Source organism: Rhizobium sp. FG113, assembly GCF_057809895.1.
This window is the reverse complement of sequence record NZ_JBMDKV010000015.1, coordinates 17,780-41,706: the sequence shown is the minus strand read 5'-3', so window position 1 is coordinate 41,706 and position 23,927 is coordinate 17,780. Positions and strand designations below refer to the sequence as shown.

The following is a 23,927-nucleotide window of genomic DNA, read 5'->3' as shown; positions in this document are numbered from 1 at the left end:
TCATGTTGCACTGCACAATAAGATGCGCTATATGATGCTTACCTAACAAACGAGGCTTTCACGATGCCGAGACAAAAGGAGCAAACACCAATGGCGAAAATGGAAGACGTATTTTCTATCTCCTCTTTTGACCCCGCGAAGTTCGCTGACTCGTTTCGCGATTTCGCCGAAAAGGGCTCGCAGCAGTCGCGCGACGCCTATGCCAAGATGAAGGCTGCCGGCGAAGAAGCCAGCAAGACGCTCGAATCCACCGTTCAGACGGCCCAGGCCGGTGCTGCCGAAATCGGCCATCAGGCGATTGGCGCCCTGCGCACCAATGCCGAGAACTCGCTGACCCACATGGACGCGCTGCTTTCGGTCAAGTCCGTCGCCGAATTCTTCGAACTGCAGACCTCTTTCCTGCGCAAGCAGGCGGAACTGACGATCGAACAGGCCAAGGCCATGCAGGAAACCTCGAAGCTGGTGGCCGAAAAGGTTGCCAAGCCGTCGAAGGAAGCCGCTGAAAAAGTCATGGCCTCTTTCAAGGCTGCCTGATTTTTATGACAGACGAACGAAAAGGCTGGACCCTTTGTCCGGCCTTTTTGTATATTAAGGACAGATAGGGCTTGAATTAAATTTCAAGTCCCCGTATGTCACCCCCGTCGCGCCAAGCGACGTTTGTGCGGTTGTAGCTCAGTTGGTTAGAGCGCAGGTTTGTGGCACCTGAGGTCGGAGGTTCGAGACCCCCCAACCGTACCATTCCCTCCACGATAATGAGATAAGCATCCGGCTTTCGTCTCCCTCGAGACATCGCCTCAATGCTTCATCATGACAGGCATGGTCGCGTGCGAGAGCACATAGCGGGTGATCCGGCCGAAGAGCAGTTCCAGAAGATAGCCGTGCCTGAAGGCGCCGATCAGCAGGCAGGTTGCTTGCTCGGCCTTGGCGAATTCGACGATCGCCTCGCCGATCGAATGACCATCCGACGGTATAGCGACGACCTGGCCTTGAAGTGAGAGGCGGGCAAGCATCGCCTCGGCGCTGGTCTTGGCCTTGCCGTCGGTGTCGTCGATGCAGACGAGCGTGATCCGTTTCGCGGCCGCAAGCCAGCGTTTGGCGGCGATGAGGGTGTCTTCCGCGTGTCCCTGTTGCCTCCAGCCGATCACCACATGGCCAAACAGATTGCCTTGATAGTAGTCTCGGGCGGGCGGCATCAGGACCAGTTTGTGCTGGCTGAACACGACGCTGCGAAAGGCGTCGCGCGCATCGGCATTGCCGTGCCTCGATGTCACCACGAGCTCGCTCGCCGCGCATTCGGTGGCGACGCAGCGGGCGACATCGCCGCGGCAATCGTCAAGAAAAACCGTGCGTCGCTGCGCGCGGCGCCGGCGCCAGGTGGCGAATGCCCGGCCCACCTGCTCGAAACGCTGCCGCGATGAGCCCTCGGCGTGATCGCGCAACTGTATCAGATCGATCTCCTCGGGCGAAAAGACGAGCGTCATCGGCTCCGATCCAATATGGGCGGCGGCCATGGAGCCATGGATGGCATGCGCCGCATCCTCGGCAAGGTCGAGGCAGAGCCGGGCGGTCACCGGATCGGGCAGAAGCGCCAGAACCTCCGCGCCGCCATGCGATCGGCATAGCGGAGTGTAGCTCTCGATATCCTGATCAGCGTCTCTGCGATCCCTTGTGAACATGGCCATACGCGCTCCAAAGGGGCGCTTGCCGGGATCAAACAATGGTCGCATCGAAGGCGACCTCACCGCAGGCGCCGATCGCATGATTTTACGCCTGCGAATGACGCTCTGCAACATGCTCGGCGCAGACAAAATCGAGCGTTTTGACGAGTCGTCCGCCTCTCCAAGCTGTGCCCGACATGGCCTTTCAAAGGCCTGTCGCCGCGCCGGACAGGTATTTTTCGTGAGTCACCCTTGTATAAAAGGTGTTGCTAATCAATATCATCGCCATGCCCCGCGCCCCCTGCGTTATATTGCGTTGCAAAATGTGAACGAGAATGCCATTTTCCCGCCGGGGGTTAATTCAGAGTGATTTTAGAAGGAGACTTATATGTCCATTTCGCTCAGCAATCTGGATAAATCTAACGCCCAGCCAATCCCTCCGGTCAACGCAGGCGCTGTTCTGAGAACCGCACGTGAGACCATTGGCTATAGCGTTGACGATCTCGCCGTGACGTGTGGTCTGCTCGTCGCTGAAATCGAGGAAATCGAAAGCGGCGAAGATACGGATTCCGCCAAGATCAAGCGCATCGCCGCTGCACTGCAGCTGCCGCTTGCTTCGCTCGGCCTGGAATAATCCAGTTGTTCTTGCGGGACCGGCGGCTTTTCGCCGGTCCTGCCGCCTCGCATCCTCGCTTAGCGGTTCATTAACCGTACCGCCCGAACCTCAGGGACGGGCCGATGCCAGAGGTAGTTTTACCTCCCCCCATATAGGATAGATTAGCAACCTGAGGGCGAATGTTCTTCCGGGCGCTACATCATGTTGAGCAGCGGCCGGACGGTATCGTGGGGATGGCATCATGGAACGACGTGCATTTCGCATCGGCGATCGCTTGGTCGATGGCGGCGAACTCTTGGAACGCGGCATGCTGCTGTTGTCTTCGGCCCTGGCCGTCGTGCTTCCCATTCTCGATACCAATTTCTCGGAGACGACCGACGATATCCTGCTGCATGATGTCAGCTTGCTCGGCGCGGCCACTTATCTGTTGCTTTTGACCTATGCCGTCGGTTTCTTCGGCGTCTTCACACGCTCCATGCGCGAGCATATGCGCTTCATCGATCTTGCTGGATTAATCATGGTGGCCGTTGCCGTCTCCCGCGCCGTCTACATGGTCGGATGGGTTCATCTTCCGGTGACGGCGGGCGAGGGCGGTTTTGCGGTGGTGCCGCTTGCCGGATTTCACCTGTCTTATGGAAGCGTGCCGCTCTTCTTTCTGCTCTTCGGCAGCATATGGCAATTGCGCCGGTCCTGGCGCGGCTGATCACCAAGCTTTTCCGGCCCTTCCGGCCGGCCATGGAACTCCCGCCATCAGCACACGTTTTCCTCCTATCAAAGGAGCGCGTCTATGCCGGAAACCCATGGCACAACCGAACGACCGGAGAATGGCCTCGACAAGGCTGTCATCCCAAGTCTGGCGCAGTTTCGCTGGGAGAACCGCGTCGTCGTGATCTTTCCCGACAAGGATAATGCCCGAACCGCTCGCCAGGAAAACCAGCTGATGGCAGACCGGCCGGGGTCAGAGGAGCGCGACTTGGTCGTGCTCAAGGTCGCCGGCAACACCGTTCGCCCGCTGTTCGGTGCCGTGAAGGATTTGGACGCCAAGGCGCTTGCGAATGATCTCGCCGCCCCGCCGCCGGGAGAATTCATGGCCTTCCTTGTCGGCAAGGACGGAACCGTGAAGCTAACGATCGACCAGCCGATGACGGCAGCCGAGCTTTTCACCATCATCGATGCCATGCCGATGCGCGCAGGCGAGACCGCCCAGAGCTAGATTGGGGCACCCGAACACAAGCCATCTGAGAAAGGAGCGGATCATGTCCGTGCCAAACGAACCCTTGCCCGGCACGCCGCCGATGCCGGGACCCGATTGGGCGCCGCAGCCTCCGATCCACGAGCCGGAGCCCGACAGTTTGCCCGACGAACTGCCCAATCCCAACCCCGATGAGAATGACGAGCCACCAAAGCACGCTTAAGACGTGCCGGCGTGGCTATAGGAACATCTGCCTGTCGGCCGACACAAGCTCCTGCAGGAAATCGACGACGGTGCGCACGCGCAGCAGGTCGCGTGCGCTTTCATGATATGTCGTCCAGTAAGCGCGCTCGATCGACACATCGGGCAATATTCGGATGAGCTCGGGATATTGCCGGGCAATGTAGTCGTGCAGGATGCCGATGCCGGCGCCGGAGCGAACGGCTTCCGTCTGCCCGGTCGCTGTCGAAATCTCGAAGCCGGCGTCCCAGCTGCGCATCACCGCCGATGAGAAATTCAGCGATGCGGTGAAGATCAGATCCTCGACATAGCCGATCCGGGGATGCTCCTTCAGCGCCTCGATATCATCAGGGGTGCCGTTCGCCTGGAGGTAATCCCTGGAGGCGTAGAGCCCGAGCGTGTAATCCGTCAGTTTCGACGAGACGAGCCGCCCCTGTTCCGGCCGCTCGAGCGTGATCGCGATATCGGCCTCGCGCTGCGACAGCGAGAAGGAGCGGGGCACAGGCACCAGCTGTATCCGGAGCTCCGGGTGTCGCTTGATCAGCCGGCCCAGCCGTGGCGCCAGAAACGCCACGCCGAAGCCATCGGGCGCGCCGATCCGCACTGTTCCTGCGATGCTGCTGTCGAGATGGCCGAGGCTCGCCTGCGCCCTGAGCATCTCGGTCTCCATGCGCTCGGCTGCGTGCATAAACATCTCGCCTTCCGCCGTCAGGTCACAGCCATTGGTGCGGCGAACAAGCAGCCGCGTCTTCAGCCGCTCCTCCAGCGTCGTCACCCGTCGGCTCAGCGTGGCGTGGTTGACGCCCAGCCGCTTGGAGGCCGAAAGGATTTGTCCGGTGCGGGCCACGGCCAGGAACATTCGCACATCATCCCAGTCCAAATCGGCCTCCGGCTTTAATTTTTGCACAACGGTTGCTTAAACCTGTTCATTGATTTGTGCAAATTGAAGTGCGATGCTGGCTCATCCAATAAAGACTGTGAAACCCAGAGGAGGCACACCCATGCATGAGATTGGTCATTTCATCGGCGGCAGACACGTCGTTGGCTCGAGCGGCCGCGCGAGCAATGTGTACAACCCGGCAACGGGCGAAGTTCAGGCGACCGTAGCGCTCGCCAGCAACGAGGAAATGCGCGCCGCCGTCGAAAACGCCAAGGCCGCGCAGCCTAAGTGGGCAGCCACCAACCCGCAGCGCCGCGCCCGCGTCTTCTTCAAGTTCGTCGAGCTGTTGAACAAGCACATGGACGAGCTTGCCGTCATGCTCTCCAAGGAGCACGGCAAGACGGTCGAAGACTCCAAGGGTGACATCATCCGCGGTCTCGAAGTCTGCGAATTCGTCTGCGGCATTCCGCACCTGCAGAAGGGCGAGTTCACCGAGGGCGCAGGTCCCGCGATCGACATGTACTCGATGCGCCAGGCCGTCGGCATTGGCGCCGGCATCACCCCGTTCAACTTCCCGGCCATGATCCCGATGTGGATGTTCGCGCCGGCGATCGCCTGCGGCAACGCCTTCATCCTGAAGCCTTCCGAGCGCGATCCGTCCGTGCCGATGCGCCTCGCCGAACTGATGATCGAAGCCGGCCTTCCGGCGGGCATTCTCAACGTCGTCAACGGTGACAAGACCGCCGTCGACGCCATCCTGACGGACCCGGATATCGGCGCCGTCTCCTTCGTCGGCTCGACCCCGATCGCCCGCTACGTCTATGGCACGGCTGCCATGAACGGCAAGCGTGCGCAGTGCTTCGGCGGCGCCAAGAACCACATGATCATCATGCCCGACGCCGACATGGATCAGGCCGTCAACGCGCTGATGGGCGCTGGCTACGGTTCCGCCGGCGAGCGCTGCATGGCGATCTCCGTTGCTGTCCCCGTTGGTGAAGAAACCGCCAACCGCCTGGTCGAGAAGCTGACGCCGAAGATCGAGGCGCTGCGCATCGGCCCTTACACCGACGAGAAGGCCGATCTCGGCCCCGTTGTCACCAAGGAAGCTCAGGCCCGTATCAGCAGCCTGATCGACAAGGGCGTGGAAGAGGGCGGCAAGCTCGTCGTCGATGGCCGCGGCTTCAAGCTGCAAGGCTATGAGGGCGGCTACTTCGTCGGCGGCACGCTGTTCGATCACGTCACGCCTGACATGGATATCTACAAGCAGGAAATCTTCGGACCGGTTCTCTCCGTCGTTCGCGCCAAGAACTACGAGGAAGCGATCGACCTGCCGATGAAGCACGAATACGGCAACGGCGTTGCGATCTTCACCCGTGACGGCGACGCCGCCCGCGACTTCGCCAGCCGCATCAACATCGGCATGATCGGCATCAACGTTCCGATCCCCACCCCGCTGGCCTATCACTCCTTCGGCGGCTGGAAGGCATCGTCCTTCGGCGACCTGAACCAGCACGGCACGGACTCGATCAAGTTTTGGACGAAAACCAAGACCATCACCACACGCTGGCCCTCCGGCATCAAGGACGGCGCCGAATTCTCCATGCCGGTCATGAAATAAGTGCTTGTTAAAGTTAGGCTTTGGATACGGGCTCCGCGAGGAGCCCGTTTTTCGTTCAGGGCCGCGCGCAGCGCGCTTTTATAACGTGATTCATTTTTTCATCTTTTTCTATTTTGGAATTGTTCAAAACTATCAAAGGCATTATATACGGTGCCTAACGAGAACGAATCTGGAGATCGGCATGCGTTTGACCAAGCAGACCAACTATGCTGTTCGCATGTTGATGTACTGCGCTGCCAATGAAGGCAGTCTCAGCCGGATTCCCGAAATTGCCAAGGCATACGGCGTTTCCGAGCTCTTTCTGTTCAAGATCCTGCAGCCGCTGAACAAGGCTGGCCTCGTCGAGACCGTGCGTGGCCGAAACGGCGGTGTGCGTCTGGGCAAGCCGGCGGACAAGATCAGCCTTTTCGACGTCGTCCGCGTCACCGAAGACAGCTTCGCAATGGCCGAGTGCTTCGAGGATGATGGCGAAGTCGATTGCCCGCTGGTCGATAGCTGCGGCCTGAACTCGGCACTGCGCAAGGCACTCAACGCCTTCTTCGATGTGCTGACGCAATATTCGATCGACGATCTGGTCAAGGCCCGTCCGCAGATCAACTTCCTGCTCGGCCTTGAGGATCATCATCACCCGAAGCCACGGGCTGTCGCGCCGGCTGCCTGAGGTAGCGTCGCGTTATTCTTCGCAACCGCAGTCACAGATCGTGGCTGCGGTTGTTTCGTTTCTGGATTCCGATTGACAGCGTCTGGTCCAAAGCTCGGTATTTGCACTACCATTGATATGCGCAACATTAAATGTGACCAAAACAAGGGTTATCCAGCGTGAATATTGCTAAATGCGGCCCATTTTCGGCGTAAAATTACTAAAGTTGTCCAGCTGGAAAAATTTTCCGGCCCGGTCGTTGATTTAAACAATCAAATGTCGTTCCATCGGCGCTCGATCGGGAGGAGCGCTCTGCGATCAGACAAACGTATAAAAGAACAAACCTGGGAAACGAAATCATGAAAAAGATCTCTGTCCTTCTGGCAGCGACTGTTTTGGCTTCTGCCATGGCGTCGACCGCTTGGTCCAAGACGCTGGTATATTGCTCGGAAGGATCGCCGGAAGGCTTCGATCCCGCAATCTACACGGCAGGCACGACCTTCGACGCCTCGTCGCGTACCGTTTACAGCCGCCTGGTCGAGTTCAAGCATGGCAAGACCGAAGTCGAGCCGGGTCTTGCTGACAGCTGGACCGTTTCCGATGATGGCCTGACCTATACGTTCAAGCTGCATCCGGGCGTCAAGTTCCAGACCACCGAATTCTTCACGCCGACCCGCGACCTGAACGCTGACGACGTCGTCTTCTCGTTCGACCGCCAGCTGAAGGCCGACAGCCCCTGGGCCAAGTATGTCGCCGGCGTTTCCTACGAATACGCTGCCGGCATGGGCTTCCCCGATCTGATCAAGTCGGTCGAGAAGGTCGATGACCTGACCGTCAAGTTCACGCTCAACCATCCGGAAGCACCGTTCCTCGCCGACCTCGCGATGGACTTCGCATCGGTCGTTTCCAAGGAATATGCCGACAAGCTGCAGGCCGATGGCAAGATGGAGCAGATGAACCAGATGCCGCTCGGCACCGGTCCGTTCACCTTCGTCGCCTACCAGCCGGATGCCGTCATCCGCTACAAGGCCAACGAAACCTACTTCAAGGGCAAGGAAAAGATCGACGATCTCGTTTTCGCGATCACCCCTGACGCTTCGGTTCGCGCTCAGAAGCTCAAGGCCGGCGAATGCCACATCATGCCTTACCCGAACGCAGCCGACGTCAAGGATCTGAAGGCCGATAGCAGCCTCAAGGTTCTGGAACAGCCGGGCCTGAACGTTTCCTACCTCGCCTACAACACGCAGCAGGCTCCGTTCGACAAGCCTGAAGTGCGCAAGGCGCTCAACATGGCGATCAACAAGCAGGCGATCGTCGATGCCGTGTTCCAGGGCGCTGGCCAGGTTGCCAAGAACCCGATCCCGCCGACGATGTGGTCCTACAACGACGCCGTCAAGGACGATGCCTACAGCCCCGACGAAGCCAAGAAGATGCTTGAAGCCGCTGGCGTCAAGGATCTCTCGATGAAGATCTGGGCAATGCCGGTTTCGCGTCCGTACATGCTGAACGCACGTCGCGCCGCCGAACTGATGCAGGCTGACCTCGCAAAGGTTGGCGTCAAGGTCGAGATCGTCACCCACGAATGGGCCGAATACCTGAAGCTCTCCAAGGACGTGAAGCGCGATGGCGCTGCCATCCTCGGCTGGACGGGTGACAACGGTGATCCGGACAACTTCCTCGACACGCTGCTCGGCTGCGAAGCTGTCGGCGGCAACAACCGTGCGCAGTGGTGCAACAAGGAATTCGACGCCCTCGTGAAGAAGGCCAAGAAGACCTCCGACGTTGCTGAGCGCACGAAGCTCTACGAAGAAGCACAGGTTGTCTTCAAGAAGGAAGCTCCCTGGGCAACCATCGACCATTCGACGGAATTCGTTCCGATGAACGCTAAGGTTTCCGGCTACGTGCAGGATCCGGTCGGTGTTCACCGCTTCGACGGCGTTGATATCGCCGAATAACCAAATCTATGCAAAGATGCCCGACAAGATCGGGCTTGGCCGGCGGTCAGGTTTGATACCTGACCGCCGGACTAATATGGACATATGATATGTTTCGTTTCTTCATCGGGCGCCTAGCGGTCCTGATCCCCACCTTCCTCGGTGTTTCCATCATCGCCTTCGCGTTCATCCGCCTGCTGCCCGGAGATCCGGTCATGCTGATGTCGGGCGAGCGCGTCATGGCGCCGGAACGCCATGCTGAGATCATGCACGACCTCGGCCTCGACCGGCCCGTCTACGTCCAGTACATTGATTACCTCGGTAATCTCGTGCAGGGCGATCTCGGCTCGTCGATCGTCACCAAGCGCCCGGTCCTGCAGGAGTTCATGTCGCTGTTTCCGGCAACGCTGGAGCTGTCGCTCTGTGCCATCCTGTTCGCCATCATCCTCGGCATTCCCGCCGGCATCTTCGCCGCGGTGAAGAGGGGGACCTGGTTCGACCAGGGGGTCATGGGCGTCGCCCTTGTCGGCTATTCCATGCCGATCTTCTGGTGGGGCCTGCTCCTCATCGTCCTCTTCTCGAATACGCTGCACTGGACACCTGTGTCCGGCCGTATCTCGCTGATGTACTTCTTCAAGCCTGTTACCGGCTTCATGCTGATCGACAGTCTGCTGTCCGGTCAGGCCGGCGCCTTCAAGTCGGCCTTCCAGTCGCTGATCCTGCCGACCATCGTTCTCGGCACCATTCCGCTGGCCGTCATCGCCCGCCAGACCCGCTCGGCCATGCTCGAGGTTCTCGGTGAGGATTACGTCCGCACCGCCCGCTCCAAGGGCCTTGCCCCGCTGCGTGTCGTCGGCGTACATGCGCTGCGCAACGCCATGATCCCTGTTGTCACCTCGATCGGCCTGCAGGTCGGCGTTCTGCTTGGCGGCGCCATCCTGACGGAAACCATCTTCTCCTGGCCGGGTATCGGCAAGTGGATGGTCGATGCGGTGTTCAAGCGTGATTACACCGTCGTTCAGGGCGGTCTGCTCCTGATCGCGGCCATCATCATGCTCGTCAATCTGATCGTCGATCTCATGTACGGTCTCATCAACCCACGCATCAGACACTAGGAGCGGCCCATGAGCACGACAAACACCACGTCTGCCCAGCCCTCCGGTCTCTCGGAGTTCTGGTACTACTTCTCCCGCAACAAGGGCGCGGTCATCGGCCTCGTCGTCTTCGTCTTTGTTCTCCTGCTGGCGATCTTCGCATCCGTCGTCGCCCCGCATGATCCGAACGTACCGTCGGGCTTCCAGCGCCTGCCGCCGGCATGGTCGGAAGGCGGCAACAGCGCCTATCTGCTCGGCACCGATGCCGTCGGCCGCGACATGCTTTCGCGCCTGATCTTCGGCACCCGCTTCTCGCTGTTCATCGGCCTCGTCGTCGCTTCGCTGTCGGCGGTTGCCGGCGTCCTGCTCGGCCTCATCGCCGGTTACTTCCGCGGCCGCACCGATACGATCATCATGCGCGTCATGGATATCATCCTGGCCTTCCCGTCGCTGCTTCTGGCCCTCGTGCTGGTCGCCGTTCTCGGTCCCGGCCTGCTGAACGCCATGATCGCGATCTCGATCGTCAACCAGCCGCACTTCGTCCGCCTGACCCGCGCCGCCGTCATCAGCGAGCGCGAGAAGGAGTATGTCGTGGCCTCCCGCGTCGCCGGCGCCGGCACGCTTCGCCTGATGTTCAAGACGATCCTGCCGAACTGCCTGGCACCCTTGATCGTTCAGGCAACGCTCGCCTTCTCGGCGGCGATCCTCGACGCGGCGGCCCTCGGCTTCCTCGGCATGGGCGCCCAGCCGCCGACATCCGAGTGGGGCACGATGCTCGCCGACGCCCGTGAGTTCTTCCAGAGCTCGCCGTCGCTCGTCACTTTCCCGGGCCTGTGCATCCTCATCACCGTTCTCGCCATCAACCTGATGGGCGACGGTCTGCGTGATGCGCTAGATCCCAAACTGAAGAGGTCCTGATATGGCACTTCTCGAAATCGAAAATCTTGTCGTCGAGTTCCAGACCTCGACCGGCACCTTCCGCGCCGTCGATGGCGTGTCGATGAAGGTCTCGGCCGGCGAAGTCCTCGCCATCGTCGGCGAATCCGGCTCCGGCAAGTCCGTTTCCATGCTCGCCGCCATGGGCCTTCTGCCCTGGACCGCCAAGGTCACGGCCGACAAGCTGGTCTTCGACGGCCGCAACCTGCTCGGCATGTCGGGCAGCGAACGCCGCAAGATCATCGGCAAGGACATGTCGATGATCTTCCAGGAGCCGATCGCCAGCCTCAACCCGTGCTTCACGGTCGGCTTCCAGATCGAGGAAGTGCTGCGCATTCACCTCGGCCTCGGAAAGGCGGAGCGCCGCAAGCGCGCCATCGAGCTCTTCGAAGCCGTCGGCATTCCGAACCCGGCCGAGCGCCTCGGCCACTTCCCGCACCAGATGTCGGGTGGCCAGTGCCAGCGCGTGATGATCGCGATTGCGATTGCCTGCAACCCGAAGCTCCTGATCGCCGACGAGCCGACCACAGCACTCGACGTCACGATCCAGAAGCAGATCCTCGATCTACTGATGCGCCTGCAGACGGAACACGGCATGGGTCTCATCATGATCACCCACAACATGGGCGTGGTCGCCGAGACCGCCGATCGCGTGATCGTGCAGTACAAGGGCCGCAAGATGGAAGAGGCCGACGTGTTGTCGCTGTTCGAAGCACCGAAGAGCGATTACACCCGTGCGCTGCTCGCGGCTCTGCCCGACAACGCCACCGGCGACCGTCTGCCGACCATCGGCGAGATCTTCAAACAGACGAGTGAGGGAGCGGCCCAATGACGCCAGTCCTCGAAGGCAAGAACATCGTCCGCAACTACTTTCTGCCGGGCGGCCTGTTCAAGAAGGAAAAGACCGTGCACGCCGTCAAGGGCGTGAACTTCAAGGTCGAACAGGGCAAGACGCTCGCCATCGTCGGTGAAAGCGGCTGCGGCAAGTCCACGCTCGCCCGCATCATCACCATGATCGATCCGGCAAGCGACGGCGAACTGTTCATCGACGGCAAGAAGGTGGATATCGCGGCCGGCGATCTGACGCCCGAGATGCGCCGCAAGGTGCAGATCGTCTTCCAGAACCCATACGGTTCGCTGAACCCGCGCAAGAAGATCGGCGATATCCTGATGGAACCGCTGATCATCAACACCAACACGCCCGCTGCCGAACGCCGCGAACTGGCGATGTCGATGTTGAAGAAGGTCGGCCTGCAGGACGTCCACTTCAACCGCTATCCGCACATGTTCTCCGGCGGCCAGCGCCAGCGTATCGCGATTGCTCGCGCGCTGATGCTGAAGCCACGGCTTCTGGTGCTGGACGAGCCGGTTTCGGCGCTCGATCTGTCGGTCCAAGCACAGGTGCTGAACCTGCTCGCCGACCTGCAGGACGAGCTGAACCTGACCTACGTCTTCATCAGCCACGACCTCTCGGTCGTCCGCTACATGGCCGATGACGTCATGGTCATGTATTACGGCGAAGCTGTCGAATACGGATCGCGGGATCAGGTTTTCAACGACCCGCAGCACAGCTATACCAAGACATTGTTCGCGGCGACGCCGCGCGCCGATGTCGACACCATCAGGGCACGTCTCGCCCGCAAGAATGCGGCCATCGCGTCGTAAGCTTGGGTCTCCTGACACGGCGGATCATGCCGAGGTGAGGAGAATTTCTGGAATGTCAGCACAAAACACGCGCCCCCATGCCATTATCGTCATGGGGGTCAGCGGCTGCGGCAAGTCGTCCGTGGGTGAGGCGATAGCGCAGGCGCTTGCCGTCGAATTCGCCGAAGGCGATGCGCTGCATCCGGCCTCGAATGTCGAGAAGATGTCGAAGGGCAACCCGCTCACCGACGAGGATCGCATGCCCTGGCTCGATATCATCGGCCAGACCATGAAGGCCACGCTCGACCGCAACGAGGGCATCGTCGTTTCCTGCTCGGCGCTGAAAAGAAGCTACCGCGACCGCCTGCGCGCCGCTGTGGATGGCAACCTGTTCTTCGTCTACCTGCACGGCTCCAAGGAGCTCTTGACCGCCCGCATGGGCGCCCGCAAGGGCCATTTCATGCCGCTCTCCCTGCTTGAAAACCAGCTGGCAACGCTGGAGATCCCGACCGGTGAGGCCGGCGTCGTCACCGTCGATATCGATGGGACGATAGAAGAGATCGCGAAGACGGCGCTCCGCGATCTCAAGGCTTTGGGTATATCTTAGCCGGATCGTTTATGGATTGAACCGCTGCGGCGAATAGGCGGAGATGTCGACGAAGGGCTTTTCGCCCGTCATCTGCTCCGCCAGCGCCCGTCCGGTCACCGGCCCGAGCGTCAGCCCGTGATGCGCGTGGCCGAAGGCGAACCACAGGCCCTCGTGGCGCGGCGCCTTGCCGATGATGGGCATCATGTCGGGCGTGCAGGGGCGGGCGCCCATCCAGGGTTCCGGATCGAGCCGCTCGCCGAGCGGAAACACGCCGCGCGCCACCTTTTCGGCGCGGTCGAGCTGCACCGGTGTCTTCGGCGCGTCGATCGCCGCGAACTCGGCACCTGTCGTCAGCCGGATGCCGTTTTCCATCGGCGCCATCAGATAGCCGAGCTCCGTATCGGCCACGGTGTTGTTGAGCACCGCATTGCCCTTTGCGGAATAATGCATGTGGTAGCCGCGCTTGACCCCGAGCGGGAAGGCATAGCCAAGCCGCTTCGTCGCGACCGCAGCCCATGGCCCGAGCGCCATCACCGCCTCGTCGGCTTCGACAGGACCTTCGTCGGTCGCGATCTTCCAGCCGGCGCCGAATTTTCCGAAGGAGTTCGCATCCCCGGTGATGAAGCGACCCCCGATGCTTTCGAAATAGCGCAGATAGCTTGCCGTCAGCGCCTGCGGATTGATGACCGACCACGGATCGCGCCATTTCAGCGCACCAACGAAACCGAGATTGAGATCCGGCTCCAGCCGCGCCAGATCGCCGGTATCCAACCGATCGAAGCCGACGCCGAACTCCCGCTGCAGTCGCTCGGCCTCGGCGAACTCCGCGTCGCGTTTTTCACCGGTGCGGAACACCTCGATCCAGCCGTTCTTGCGGATCAGATGCTCGGCGCCCGCCGCCTCGATCAGGTCGTTGTGCTCGGAGATCGAATGCGCGATCAGCGGCGCATAGGCCTTCGAGATCATCTGGTGGCGCTTGGTGTTCGAATGCCACCAGTAGCGCGCCAGGAACGACAGCTGCTTCGGCAGCGCGTTCAGGTGATAATGCGCGTCGATACGGTTGTTGAAGGCGTAGCGGACGAGAAGGCCGAGCTGCTGGGGAAAGCCGTAGGGCACCACGCCCTCGCGCTGGATCAATCCGGCATTGCCGAAGGATGTGCCGTTGCCCGGCGGCTTGCGATCGATCAATGTCACCTGGCGTCCACGTCGCTGCAGATGAATGGCCGTCGATACGCCGACGATGCCGGCTCCAAGCACGATTACGTTCTTCGTCATTTTCCCACGAAACCCACGATAGTCTAGGCATGGAAAATGCCCCTCCGCCAAGCCGCGTGCAAATGAAAAATCGCATTCATTTCAAAAACATTGCCGTCTTCAGCGCGCGGTTCTCGACCGAGATGCGAAGCCACAGCATCACCCCGTTCAAGACGGAGAAAATGGCGGCGAATAGCGGTATGTTGAACGCCAGCGGCAGCACCGCGATCTCGCCGATCACAACCGCATAATTCGGATGCGACAACAGCCGGTACGGTCCCCCGTGCACCAGCGGCGCCCCCGGCAGCACGATGACCCGCGTCGTCCATCGCCCCTTGAGCGTCGCCAGAACCCAAAGCCGGCCAAGCTGCAGCGCGACGAAGAGCACGAGCCACATCGGCTGCACCGGATGGCCGGGGGCCATCAGCCAGAGCCCGGCAAGCCAGCTCGCATGCAGCGCCACCATGAGCGGATAGTGTTCGGCGCCAATCTCTCGCGCGCCGCGCGCCATCAGCGCGCGGGTGTTGCGGCGGGCGATGATGAGTTCCGCCAGCCGTTGCAGCGTCACAAAACCGAGGATGATGATCGACGGCCACATCGTCAGGCCCTCGTCAACGTCACACAGCTGGCCGAAAAGCCCGGCCCCATCGCAATCATCGCCGCCCGCTTCGGCAACCCCTCACGCAGCATGCGCTCAAGCACGAACAGCACCGTCGGCGACGACATGTTGCCGTATTCCTCAAGCACCGCCCGCTCATGGTCGAGCGCCGAGGACGGGATCGAAAGAGCGGTTTCCAGCGCCGCCAGCACGCGCGCCCCGCCGGGATGGCAGATGAAGCGGTCGATATCATCCCGGCTCAGCCCGTTGCGGCCGAGAATGCCGTCGATCGCCGGCCCCAGCTCCTTCTCCGCGAAGGGCGGCAGGGATTGCGCCAGCACGATCCCGAAGCCGGTGTCGTCGATCTTCCAGCCCATGATCCCCAGCGTATCGGGAAACAGATGCTCCCCGGTGGATTCGACAGCGGCAAGCCCCTCCGGCCCAGCCCGCAAGATGCAGGCCGCCGCGCCATCGCCGAACAGCGCGGTCGCGATGATATTTGCCCGCGTCAGCTCGTCCAGCCGGAATGCCAGTGTGCAAAGCTCGATCGAGACGAAGAGCACGGTCGCGCCGGGCCGCGCCTTGGCGAGCCGCGCCGCGATCGCAAAGCCCGAAACGCCTGCCGCGCAGCCGAGGCCGAACACCGGCAGGCGCTCGACATCCGTCCGAAACCCGATCTCGGAGGCCAGCTGCGCATCGAGGCTCGGCGTCGCGATGCCGGTCGAGGAAACCGTGACGATGCAATCGACATCGGCGCCCTTAAGGCCAGCCTGATCGAGCGCCGCCGTGACGGTCCGCCGAAACAGGCTTCGTGCCTCCTCCTGATAGGCCTGCATGCGGTCTTCCCAGCCATGCGGCTCGGTGAACCATGAGAGTGGCCGCGCGGCGTGTCGCGTGCGGATGCCGGCATTGGTGAAGACCGGCACTAGATGCGCGAAGTCCTTCAGCCGGCTGGAAAACAGCCGTGCCGACGTCTCCGCGGCTTCCTCCTGCGTGATGACATGCAGTGGCGCCGCGGTGGCGAGGCTGAGTAGTTTGACGGTCTCTTTCACGAAAATGCTCCTGTTCGTCCCCCGGCGCACGCGGAGCAAACACGCCAGACCGAGCTTTATTCGCCGCTGGCTCTCACGAAACGGTGATCGGAAAAATCGGGATGCCCGCCGAATAAACCAGCCGACTGCGGTGTTCATTCGCCGCAACCCTGTCTTCCAGACCAACCCGTCTTGTCCCGAAGGAGATACATCATGACCTCAGCAACCTCCCGGATTGCATCCGTCCTCATCAGCGGCGCGATCGCCGCCTTCGCGTTCACCGCGCCTGCTTTCGCCGCCGGCGGCGACGATAGCGGCGCTGCCACCACGCCGACCTGCAAGAAGGGTGAGGTCTATGACAAGAAGACGCAGAAATGCGTCAAGCAGTCGGGCGCCAACATCACCGACGACAACCGCACCGAATACGCCTACTCGCTGGCCAAGGCGGGCCGTTACGACGAAGCGCTGGCCATGCTCGACACGCTGAAGGACCAGAACACCGCCGAGGCGCTGAACTATCGCGGCTACGCAACGCGTAAGCTCGGACGCACGGATGAAGGCATTTCCTACTATCTGAAGTCGGTCCAGCTCGATCCGCAATACGCCAAGGTCCGCGAATATCTCGGCGAAGCCTATGTCATCAAGGGTCGCATCGATCTCGCCAAGGAGCAGCTCGGCACCATCAAGACGCTGTGCGGCACCAGTTGCGAGGAATATCGCGATCTCAACGAAGCGATCACCGATCCGTCGAAGATTTGAGGCGCGAACGCCCGATAATGTGACGAGGAACATGCCGATGGTCGTCGCCTACACGACATTTCCTGCCTATAGTCACGCCAACAAGACCGCGCCGGCTCGTCCAGCGCGGTCTTCGGCAAACCCCGTGGCGGAGGCGGCCATCGCAAGCGAATCCGATATCAGGAGCGGTCTGACGGAAAACCTGTCGCGGCTCTGGCGCTATGGTCTCGTGCTCTCGCATCGCCGCGACGTGGCCGACGATCTGGTGCAGCAGACCTGCGTGCGCGCTCTGGAGAGGGCTGCGCAGTTTCAGGTGGGCACCAGGCTCGACCGCTGGCTGTTTGCCATTCTTCATTCGATCTGGCTCAATGAAATCCGCTCGCGGCGGGTCCGCGAAGGGCAGGGCTTCGTCGATGCCGAGCAGGCGCTCGTCGTCGATGGTGCGCGCGAAACGGAGACGCATGTCATGGCCGCTCAGGTGCTTCGTCTCGTTGGCGCGCTGCCCGATGCGCAGCGTGCCGCGGTCTTCCTGGCCTATGTCGAGGGCCTGTCCTACAAGGAGGTGGCCGCCGTGCTCGACATCCCGATCGGCACCGTCATGAGCCGGCTCGCCGCCGCCCGCGCGACCCTGGCCGGCAATCTGAAGGAGGAGGGTGGACGATGACCGACAAGACCACGATCCCCTCCGACGAGGAACTGACCGCCTATCTCGACGGCGAACTGCCAGCCGCTGAAGCCGCGCGCCTCGAAGCCTTGCTCGAAACGGACACCGAGCTGGCCGCCCGCCTCGAGTTCCTGTCGCGCGCCAGCCTGCCCTTCGCGCAGGCCTTCGATCCGCTCCTCGCTCAGGCGCCGAAGGCCGAGCTCGAAGCCATCCTCTCGCGTCTCTCCGCCACACCAGCGACAGCGCCGGCCCCCAGCCGCCGCCGCTTCCTCGGCGCGCTCGCCGCCTGCCTGGTTGCCGGCGTCATCGCCGACCGCGCCTTCATCGGGCTCAGCCGGCAGCTCGCCGCCACCGATGAAAGCAGCGAATGGCGCGCCACGGTCGCCGATTACATCGCGCTCTACACGCCTGAAACACTGGCGGGACCGGTGCCGTCGCTTGCGTCGCAGGCAGATCAGCTGTCAGCCGTCGAAGCAAGGCTCGGCCTGCGCCTCTCTCCGGAAGCGATCGCGCTGCAGGGCGTCGATTTCAAGCGGGCGCTGCTGTTGCAATATGACGACCAGCCACTCGCCCAGCTCGCCTACCTCGATCCCGAGACCGGCCCCCTGGCCCTCTGCATCGTCCGCTCCGACGACGGCCCCAAGCCGCCTGATGTCGAAGCCCGCAAGGGCATGAATGTTGTTTACTGGTCGGATAAGACGCACGCCTTCATGCTGATCGGCCATGCGTCGCCGGAGCGGATGAAGGCGTTGGCGGGGGATGTGAGGATGCGGTTGGCGGTTTGAGTGGGACGTACGTCTGATGAACGGACGGTGGCGGTGTGCCGTGTGGCACCCCCCTCTGTCCTGCCGGACATCTCCCCCACAAGGGGGGAGATCGACTCGTGGCTTGTTCAGAGCCAAACAATGAGCGTGGAACGAGCGGCCGCGCCCAGCCAATCTCCCCACCTGTGGGGGAGATGCCCGGCAGGGCAGAGGGGGGTACCCCACGGCAAAACGCCAAATCTAAGCTACATCAAATAATTAGCTGGCAGACTCAGTGCCCGGAGCCCCCTCATCCGACCCTTCGGGCCACCTTCTCCCCGTTGGGGCGAAGGGGAGGTCGGCGCAGGCGGCCCACCACGAGTCTCTTCTCCCCCGCGGGGAGAAGGTGGCGGCAGGTCAGGTGCAACTTGTTGCACCGGGGATGAGGGGGCTTCCAGGCACAACGCCAGCTGCCCACCCTCAACAACCCCCACACACCCTACCGCCACATCGTCCGCATCCGCGCCGCCACATCCACCCTTATCTGCTGCGTACTCCGCTCCGAAGGCGTCGCGACCACCACAGGCCATGCCGCCGTCTCGAAATATTGCAGCAGCGTCACCGGAATGAACCGCGTGCGCGATGCATAGACATGCCGGTCACCCTGGCCGTGCTGGCCGCTGGTGAAGAAGCGTTGCGGGGTGATCAGCGTCAGGCTGTCCTTTGCCCGCGTCATGCCGACATAGAGCAGTCGGCGCTCCTCCTCGATCTCCTGCGTCGTGCCGACGGCGAGGTCGGAGGGGATGCAGCCGTCGACGACGTTGAGCATGAACACCGCTCGCCACTCTTGCCCCTTGGCCGAATGGATGGTGGAGAGGATGAGATAATCTTCGTCGAGCAGCGGCACGCCGGCCTGGTCGCTGGTGGCGTCGGGCGGGTCGAGCGTCAGTTCGGTGAGGAAGCGCTCGCGGTTGGCATAGCCCGACGCGATCTGCTCGAGCTGCAACAGGTCGGCCTTGCGGGTGTCGGCGTCCTCGTGGATGCGGTCGAGATGCGGTTCGTACCATTCTCGCGCCTGCGCGATCTCGGCGGGCCATGGCCCGTTTGCCTTGCGCAATCCTTCGAGCAGCTGCACCAGCGCCGGCCAGCCCTCACCGGTCTTGGCCGGCGGCGGGATTTCGGCGAGCGCCATCAGCGGCTCAGGGTCGGCGGCGATCGTGTCCAGGATCTTGCCCGCCGTCTGCGGCCCGATCCCCGGCAGCATCTTCAAGAGGCGGAAGCCCGAGACCCGGTCGCGCGGGTTCTGCGCAAAGCGCAGGATCGCCAGCATGTCCTTCACATGCGCCGAATCCAGGAATTTCAGCCCGCCGAACTTGACGAAGGGGATGTTGCGCCGCGTCAGCTCCACTTCGAGCGGGCCGCTGTGCGAGGAGGTGCGAAACAGCACCGCTTGCTGCTTTAACGTCATCCCCACTTCGCGGTTCGCGAGCACCTGCTCGACGATGTAGTTCGCCTGGTCGTTCTCGTCCTTGACGGTGAGCAGCTTCGGCCGCTCTTCGGATTGCCGGTCGGTCCAGAGGTTCTTGGTGAAGCGCTCGCGCGCCAGCTCGATAACGCCATTGGCGGCGGCAAGGATCGTCGTCGTCGAGCGATAGTTGCGGTCGAGCGTGATGATATCGGCCGGCGGCTCGAAGGTTTTCGGGAAGTCGAGAATGTTGCGGATCGTCGCCGCCCGGAATGAATAGATCGACTGCGCGTCGTCGCCGACGACGGTTAAGCCACGTCCGCCGGGCTTCAGTGCCATCAGCACGGAGGATTGCAGCCGGTTGGTATCCTGGTACTCGTCGACCATCACATGGTCGAAACGCCCACCGATATCGGCTGCCAGTTCCGGATCACTCACCATCTGCGCCCAGTAGAGCAGGAGGTCGTCGTAATCGAGCACGTTTTGCGCCTGCTTGGCCTCGACATAACAGGCAAACAGCTCGCGCAGTTGCTCTTCCCAGGTCGCCACCCACGGATACCAGGTCTTCAACACCTCGGTGAGCGGCGTCTCGGAATTGACGGTGCGCGAATAGATCGCCAGACACGTGCCCTTGGTCGGAAACCGGCTTTCAGTCTTGGAGAAGCCAAGCTCGTGCCGGATGAGGTTCATCAGGTCGGCGCTGTCTTCCCGGTCGTGAATCGTGAAATCGACATTGAGGCCGATCTGTTCGGCATAGATCCGAAGCAGCCGCGCGCCGATCCCGTGGAAGGTGCCGGCCCAGGTCAGCGCGTCGGTCATCACGGCGGAATTGGCACCCAGCACCTGGCGGCAGATGCGCTCCACCCGCCGCGCCATCTCGGACGCCGCTCTGCGCGAGAAGGTCATCAAGAGGATACGCCGCGGATCGGCGCCGTTGACGATCAGATGCGCCACCCGGTGCGCCAGCGTGTTGGTCTTGCCCGATCCGGCGCCGGCGATGATCAGCAGCGGACCGCCCGTCGTATCCGGTCCCTGACCGACCCCATGCTCCACGGCAAGACGCTGCCGCTCGTTCAGTTTCTCGAGATAGGCCGCCGCCTGCATCTATTCTTCAGCCTCTAGCATACGCGTCGCGGCAAAAGCGCGACTCGGGAACAAATATGGAACGTATCAGTGCTCCCTGATGTTTGGAAGTCCCGCGTCTCTGTCACCACAGGGAAACGGTGTTGATCGAACATTTGGTGCACTGCGGAAAACGGGCGACATCTCAGGTCTTGCATGGCATAAGGGCGCCGAAAACCTGTTTTGGACCACGCTTCCCATGATCCGCATCGAAAATATCAGCAAGCAGAATAGCCACCGCATCCTCTTCATCGAGGCCTCGGCGGCGCTCAACAAGGGCGAGAAGATCGGCCTCGTCGGCCCGAACGGCGCCGGCAAGACGACGCTCTTCCGCATGATCACAGGCGAGGAGCAGCCCGATGAGGGCAATGTCGCCGGTGAAAAGGGCGTCACGATCGGTTACTTCAACCAGGATGTCGGCGAAATGTCGGGCCGCAGCGCCGTGGCCGAGGTCATGGAAGGCGCCGGCCCCGTCAGCGTCGTTGCCGCCGAACTGCGCGAACTCGAAGCCGAGATGGTCGATCCCGACAAGCTCGACGAGATGGATCGCATCATCGAGCGCTACGGCGAGGTGCAGGCGCGCTACGAGGAGCTGGATGGCTACGCGCTCGAGGGCCGCGCCCGCGAAGTGCTCGATGGTCTGAGCTTCACCCAGGAAATGATGGACGGCGACGTCGGCGGCCTCTCCGGCGGCTGGAAGATGCGCGTGGCGCTCGCCCGCATTCTGTTGATGCGCCCTGATGTCATGCTGCTCGACGAGCCGAGCAACCATCTGGATCTCGAAAGCCTGATCTGGCTGGAAGAGTTCCTGAAGAACTATGACGGCGCGCTCCTGATGACATCGCACGACCGCGAGTTCATGAACCGCATCGTCGGCAAGATCATCGAGATCGATGGCGGCCAGCTCACCTCCTATTCCGGCGACTATGCTTTCTACGAGCAGCAGCGCGCCCAGAACGAGAAGCAGCAGCAGGCGCAGTTCGAACGCCAGCAGGCCATGCTTGCCAAGGAAATCAAGTTCATCGAACGCTTCAAGGCGCGCGCTTCACACGCTTCGCAGGTGCAGAGCCGCGTCAAGAAGCTGGAAAAGATCGACCGCGTCGAGCCGCCCAAGCGCCGCCAGTCGGTCGCCTTCGAGTTCCTTCCCGCGCCGCGTTCCGGCGAAGACGTGATCAACCTGAAGAACGTTCACAAGAAGTACGGCAGCCGCACGATCTATGAAGGCCTCGACTTCATGGTTCGCCGCAAGGAGCGCTGGTGCATCATGGGCATCAACGGCGCCGGCAAGTCGACGCTGCTGAAGCTGGTCACGGGCTCCACCGAGCCGGATCAGGGCACGGTTGCGCTCGGTGCCAGCGTCAAGCTCGGCTATTTCGCCCAGCACGCCATGGATCTGCTCGATGGCGAACGCACGGTTCTCGAATGGCTGGAAGATAGTTTCCCGCTGGCCGGCCAGGCGCCGCTGCGCGCGCTTGCCGGCTGCTTCGGCTTTTCGGGCGACGATGTCGAAAAGAAGTGCCGGGTTCTGTCGGGTGGCGAAAAGGCGCGCCTCGTCATGGCCAAGATGCTGTTCGACCCGCCCAACCTGCTCGTCCTCGACGAGCCGACCAACCACCTGGATCTCGACACCAAGGAAATGCTGATCAAGGCGCTGTCGCAGTACGAGGGCACCATGCTCTTCGTCAGCCACGATCGCCACTTCCTGGCGGCGCTCTCCAACCGCGTGCTGGAACTGACGCCCGGTGGCATCCATCAGTACGGCGGCGGCTACACCGAATATGTCGAACGCACCGGCCAGGAAGCGCCGGGTCTGCGGGGATAATGGAAGGGGTGGGGCGGTACGTCCTCCTCGCTCTCCCTCATCCCGGCCTTGTGCCGGGATCCAGCGGGCCCAAGTCCTTGGGCCGAGAAAAGTCCTTTCGCCGCGCAGACGCGCGTCGGCTGGATCTCTGTGACAAGCACAGAGATGAGGGCGGAGAGTGTGGCCGCCCCATCGCCTTCAAAGACCGAATGGAAGCTGGACGCCGCCGGACGCCTAAGCCCGCTCCTCCCAAACCCTGGCAATCTCGACGATCGTCTTGGCCGCCCGCTCCATATCCTGCCGGCTCACCCATTCCAGCGGGGAATGAAACGCGTGGCCGCCGGCGAAGATGTTGGGGCAGGGCAGGCCCATGAAGGAGAGGCGCGAGCCGTCGGTGCCGCCGCGAATGCTGCCGCGCTTCGGTTCCATCCCGGCGCGGCGAATGCCCTCGATGGCATTCTCGACGATATCGGGGTGCCGGTCGACCACTTCCTTCATGTTGCGATACTGCTGCTTGACCTCGAACGTGTAGGTCGAGCCCGGATAGCCCGACATCACGTCCTTTACAATCGCTTCCAGCATCTCTTCCTTGGTCGTCAGTCCCGCATTGTCGAAATCGCGGATGATCAGCCCGATCTCGGCCTTCTCCATCGCGCCGGTCACCCCGGTCGGATGAATGAAGCCCTGCCGGCCCGAGGTCGTCTCGGGGCCGATGTCTTTTGGCAGCCGGTCGATGATGGCGCCGGCTATTTTGATGGCGTTTTCCATCTTGCCCTTGGCGAAACCCGGATGGATCGCAACGCCCTGGATGGTGATCTCGACGCCATCGGCCGAAAACGTCTCGTCCTCGATATGTCCCGCCGTTGAACCATCCATCGTGTAGGCGAAATCGGCGCCGAGCTTCTTCAGGTCCACCTTATCGACGCCGCGGCCGATCTCTTCGTCCGGCGTGAACAGGATCTTGATCGTGCCGTGCCTGATGTCGGGATTGGCGACAAGGAACTGCGCCGCCGTCATGATCTCGGCGATCCCCGCCTTGTCGTCGGCGCCGAGCAGCGTCGTCCCGTCGGTGGTTATGATGTCGTTGCCAATCTGGTTCTTCAGTTCCGGATGCTCGCTCACGCGGATCACCTGCTGCGGATCGCCGGTCAGGCGAATATCGCCGCCCTCGTAGTTGCGCAGGATCTGCGGCTTGACGTTGGTGCCGCTGAAATCGGGCGCCGTGTCCATATGCGAGCAGAAGCAGATGACGGGTACCTGCTTGTCGGTATTGGCGGGAATGGTCGCATAGATATAGCCGTGCTCGTCCAGATGCGCGTCCGAAATACCGATCGCCAGCAGTTCCTCGACCAGCACGCGCCCGAGGTTCTTCTGCTTCTCGGTGGAGGGCTGGCTCGGCGATTGCGGGTCGGATTGCGTGTCGATGACGACATAGCGCAGGAAGCGGTCGGTAACGGTATCGGTCATGAT

At 61.9% G+C, this 23,927-nt stretch carries 25 protein-coding genes and 1 tRNA gene; 19 read left to right on the top strand and 7 right to left on the bottom strand.

Annotated elements, in window-relative coordinates; genetic code table 11:
* The first annotated feature begins 90 nt into the window (after positions 1-90).
* Positions 91-534: a phasin gene (locus tag ACODTZ_RS26405; RefSeq protein WP_018898489.1), complete on the top strand. Its 444-nt coding sequence runs from the start codon at positions 91-93 to the stop codon at positions 532-534.
* Between the two features lie 127 nt (positions 535-661).
* Positions 662-738: transfer RNA gene (locus tag ACODTZ_RS26400), tRNA-His, on the top strand.
* Positions 739-794: 56 nt separating this feature from the next.
* Here the strand turns inward: ACODTZ_RS26400 and ACODTZ_RS26395 are convergent.
* Entirely contained in the window at positions 795-1,682 is an 888-nt protein-coding gene (locus ACODTZ_RS26395) for a universal stress protein (RefSeq protein WP_489029313.1), read from the bottom strand.
* A gap of 19 nt (positions 1,683-1,701) precedes the next feature.
* Here ACODTZ_RS26395 and ACODTZ_RS26390 point away from each other — a divergent pair, with 19 nt between their 5' ends.
* The 5 genes from ACODTZ_RS26390 to ACODTZ_RS26370 all read left to right on the top strand — a co-directional run bounded on the left by ACODTZ_RS26390 (position 1,702) and on the right by ACODTZ_RS26370 (position 3,689).
* On the top strand, positions 1,702-2,028 hold the full coding sequence (locus tag ACODTZ_RS26390; RefSeq protein ID WP_489029311.1) for a hypothetical protein: 327 nt from the start codon (positions 1,702-1,704) through the stop codon (positions 2,026-2,028).
* 18 nt (positions 2,029-2,046) lie between these two features.
* Positions 2,047-2,292: a helix-turn-helix domain-containing protein gene (locus ACODTZ_RS26385; RefSeq protein WP_047508304.1), complete on the top strand. Its 246-nt coding sequence runs from the start codon at positions 2,047-2,049 to the stop codon at positions 2,290-2,292.
* A 223-nt stretch (positions 2,293-2,515) separates the two neighbouring features.
* Positions 2,516-2,977, top strand: a complete 462-nt coding sequence (locus ACODTZ_RS26380) for a hypothetical protein (protein ID WP_112979885.1) — start codon at positions 2,516-2,518, stop codon at positions 2,975-2,977.
* Positions 2,978-3,061: 84 nt separating this feature from the next.
* Entirely contained in the window at positions 3,062-3,487 is a 426-nt protein-coding gene (locus tag ACODTZ_RS26375; RefSeq protein WP_489029308.1) for a DUF4174 domain-containing protein, read from the top strand.
* Between the two features lie 43 nt (positions 3,488-3,530).
* On the top strand, positions 3,531-3,689 hold the full coding sequence (locus ACODTZ_RS26370; RefSeq protein WP_018898496.1) for a hypothetical protein: 159 nt from the start codon (positions 3,531-3,533) through the stop codon (positions 3,687-3,689).
* A 15-nt stretch (positions 3,690-3,704) separates the two neighbouring features.
* Here ACODTZ_RS26370 and ACODTZ_RS26365 read toward each other — a convergent pair whose 3' ends face one another.
* Entirely contained in the window at positions 3,705-4,586 is an 882-nt protein-coding gene (locus tag ACODTZ_RS26365; protein ID WP_489029301.1) for a LysR family transcriptional regulator, read from the bottom strand.
* 121 nt (positions 4,587-4,707) lie between these two features.
* Here ACODTZ_RS26365 and ACODTZ_RS26360 point away from each other — a divergent pair, with 121 nt between their 5' ends.
* The 8 genes from ACODTZ_RS26360 to ACODTZ_RS26325 all read left to right on the top strand — a co-directional run bounded on the left by ACODTZ_RS26360 (position 4,708) and on the right by ACODTZ_RS26325 (position 13,059).
* Entirely contained in the window at positions 4,708-6,204 is a 1,497-nt protein-coding gene (locus ACODTZ_RS26360; protein WP_047508295.1) for a CoA-acylating methylmalonate-semialdehyde dehydrogenase, read from the top strand.
* A 181-nt stretch (positions 6,205-6,385) separates the two neighbouring features.
* Positions 6,386-6,865, top strand: a complete 480-nt coding sequence (rirA, locus tag ACODTZ_RS26355) for an iron-responsive transcriptional regulator RirA (RefSeq protein WP_047508293.1) — start codon at positions 6,386-6,388, stop codon at positions 6,863-6,865.
* A gap of 338 nt (positions 6,866-7,203) precedes the next feature.
* On the top strand, positions 7,204-8,799 hold the full coding sequence (locus ACODTZ_RS26350; RefSeq protein WP_047508290.1) for an ABC transporter substrate-binding protein: 1,596 nt from the start codon (positions 7,204-7,206) through the stop codon (positions 8,797-8,799).
* 89 nt (positions 8,800-8,888) lie between these two features.
* On the top strand, positions 8,889-9,893 hold the full coding sequence (locus ACODTZ_RS26345) for an ABC transporter permease subunit (RefSeq protein ID WP_018898501.1): 1,005 nt from the start codon (positions 8,889-8,891) through the stop codon (positions 9,891-9,893).
* Between the two features lie 9 nt (positions 9,894-9,902).
* A complete protein-coding gene (locus ACODTZ_RS26340; protein WP_018898502.1) occupies positions 9,903-10,790 on the top strand; it encodes an ABC transporter permease subunit in 888 nt (295 codons plus the stop codon).
* A gap of 1 nt (position 10,791) precedes the next feature.
* The gene (locus tag ACODTZ_RS26335) at positions 10,792-11,640 is read left to right on the top strand and encodes an ABC transporter ATP-binding protein (protein WP_081931800.1); all 849 of its coding nucleotides are present in this window, start codon (positions 10,792-10,794) and stop codon (positions 11,638-11,640) included.
* Positions 11,637-12,473 (top strand): dipeptide ABC transporter ATP-binding protein, encoded by an 837-nt coding sequence (locus tag ACODTZ_RS26330; protein WP_018898504.1) that lies wholly within the window; start codon positions 11,637-11,639, stop codon positions 12,471-12,473. Before ACODTZ_RS26335 ends, ACODTZ_RS26330 begins: the two co-directional genes overlap by 4 nt.
* Positions 12,474-12,525: 52 nt before the next feature.
* Positions 12,526-13,059, top strand: a complete 534-nt coding sequence (locus tag ACODTZ_RS26325; protein WP_489029297.1) for a gluconokinase — start codon at positions 12,526-12,528, stop codon at positions 13,057-13,059.
* 9 nt (positions 13,060-13,068) lie between these two features.
* Here ACODTZ_RS26325 and ACODTZ_RS26320 read toward each other — a convergent pair whose 3' ends face one another.
* From ACODTZ_RS26320 to ACODTZ_RS26310, 3 genes are all read right to left on the bottom strand, one after another.
* The gene (locus tag ACODTZ_RS26320) at positions 13,069-14,316 is read right to left on the bottom strand and encodes an NAD(P)/FAD-dependent oxidoreductase (RefSeq protein ID WP_489029295.1); all 1,248 of its coding nucleotides are present in this window, start codon (positions 14,314-14,316) and stop codon (positions 13,069-13,071) included.
* 76 nt (positions 14,317-14,392) lie between these two features.
* Positions 14,393-14,893, bottom strand: a complete 501-nt coding sequence (locus tag ACODTZ_RS26315) for an isoprenylcysteine carboxyl methyltransferase family protein (protein ID WP_489029294.1) — start codon at positions 14,891-14,893, stop codon at positions 14,393-14,395.
* 2 nt (positions 14,894-14,895) lie between these two features.
* The gene (locus tag ACODTZ_RS26310; RefSeq protein WP_489029292.1) at positions 14,896-15,945 is read right to left on the bottom strand and encodes a type III polyketide synthase; all 1,050 of its coding nucleotides are present in this window, start codon (positions 15,943-15,945) and stop codon (positions 14,896-14,898) included.
* 192 nt (positions 15,946-16,137) lie between these two features.
* Between ACODTZ_RS26310 and ACODTZ_RS26305 the strand changes: the two genes are divergently transcribed.
* From ACODTZ_RS26305 to ACODTZ_RS26295, 3 genes are read left to right on the top strand one after another with little or no spacing between them, the layout of a single operon-like run.
* On the top strand, positions 16,138-16,683 hold the full coding sequence (locus tag ACODTZ_RS26305; RefSeq protein WP_289728712.1) for a tetratricopeptide repeat protein: 546 nt from the start codon (positions 16,138-16,140) through the stop codon (positions 16,681-16,683).
* Positions 16,684-16,720: 37 nt separating this feature from the next.
* Positions 16,721-17,326 carry an RNA polymerase sigma factor gene (locus tag ACODTZ_RS26300; RefSeq protein WP_489029290.1) on the top strand — a complete coding sequence of 202 codons (606 nt, stop codon included), beginning with the start codon at positions 16,721-16,723 and terminating at the stop codon, positions 17,324-17,326.
* On the top strand, positions 17,323-18,111 hold the full coding sequence (locus ACODTZ_RS26295) for an anti-sigma factor (protein ID WP_489029288.1): 789 nt from the start codon (positions 17,323-17,325) through the stop codon (positions 18,109-18,111). Before ACODTZ_RS26300 ends, ACODTZ_RS26295 begins: the two co-directional genes overlap by 4 nt.
* Before the next feature lie 457 nt (positions 18,112-18,568).
* Here the strand turns inward: ACODTZ_RS26295 and ACODTZ_RS26290 are convergent, their stop codons facing one another.
* Complete coding sequence (locus ACODTZ_RS26290) at positions 18,569-20,638, bottom strand: ATP-dependent helicase (protein ID WP_489029286.1); 2,070 nt, start codon at positions 20,636-20,638, stop codon at positions 18,569-18,571.
* A 217-nt stretch (positions 20,639-20,855) separates the two neighbouring features.
* Here ACODTZ_RS26290 and ACODTZ_RS26285 point away from each other — a divergent pair, with 217 nt between their 5' ends.
* Entirely contained in the window at positions 20,856-22,478 is a 1,623-nt protein-coding gene (locus ACODTZ_RS26285; RefSeq protein ID WP_489029284.1) for an ABC-F family ATP-binding cassette domain-containing protein, read from the top strand.
* A gap of 213 nt (positions 22,479-22,691) precedes the next feature.
* On the opposite strand, the gene pepT is transcribed toward ACODTZ_RS26285, so the two are convergent.
* A complete protein-coding gene (gene pepT / locus ACODTZ_RS26280; RefSeq protein WP_489029282.1) occupies positions 22,692-23,924 on the bottom strand; it encodes a peptidase T in 1,233 nt (410 codons plus the stop codon).
* Between the last annotated feature and the right edge of the window lie 3 nt (positions 23,925-23,927).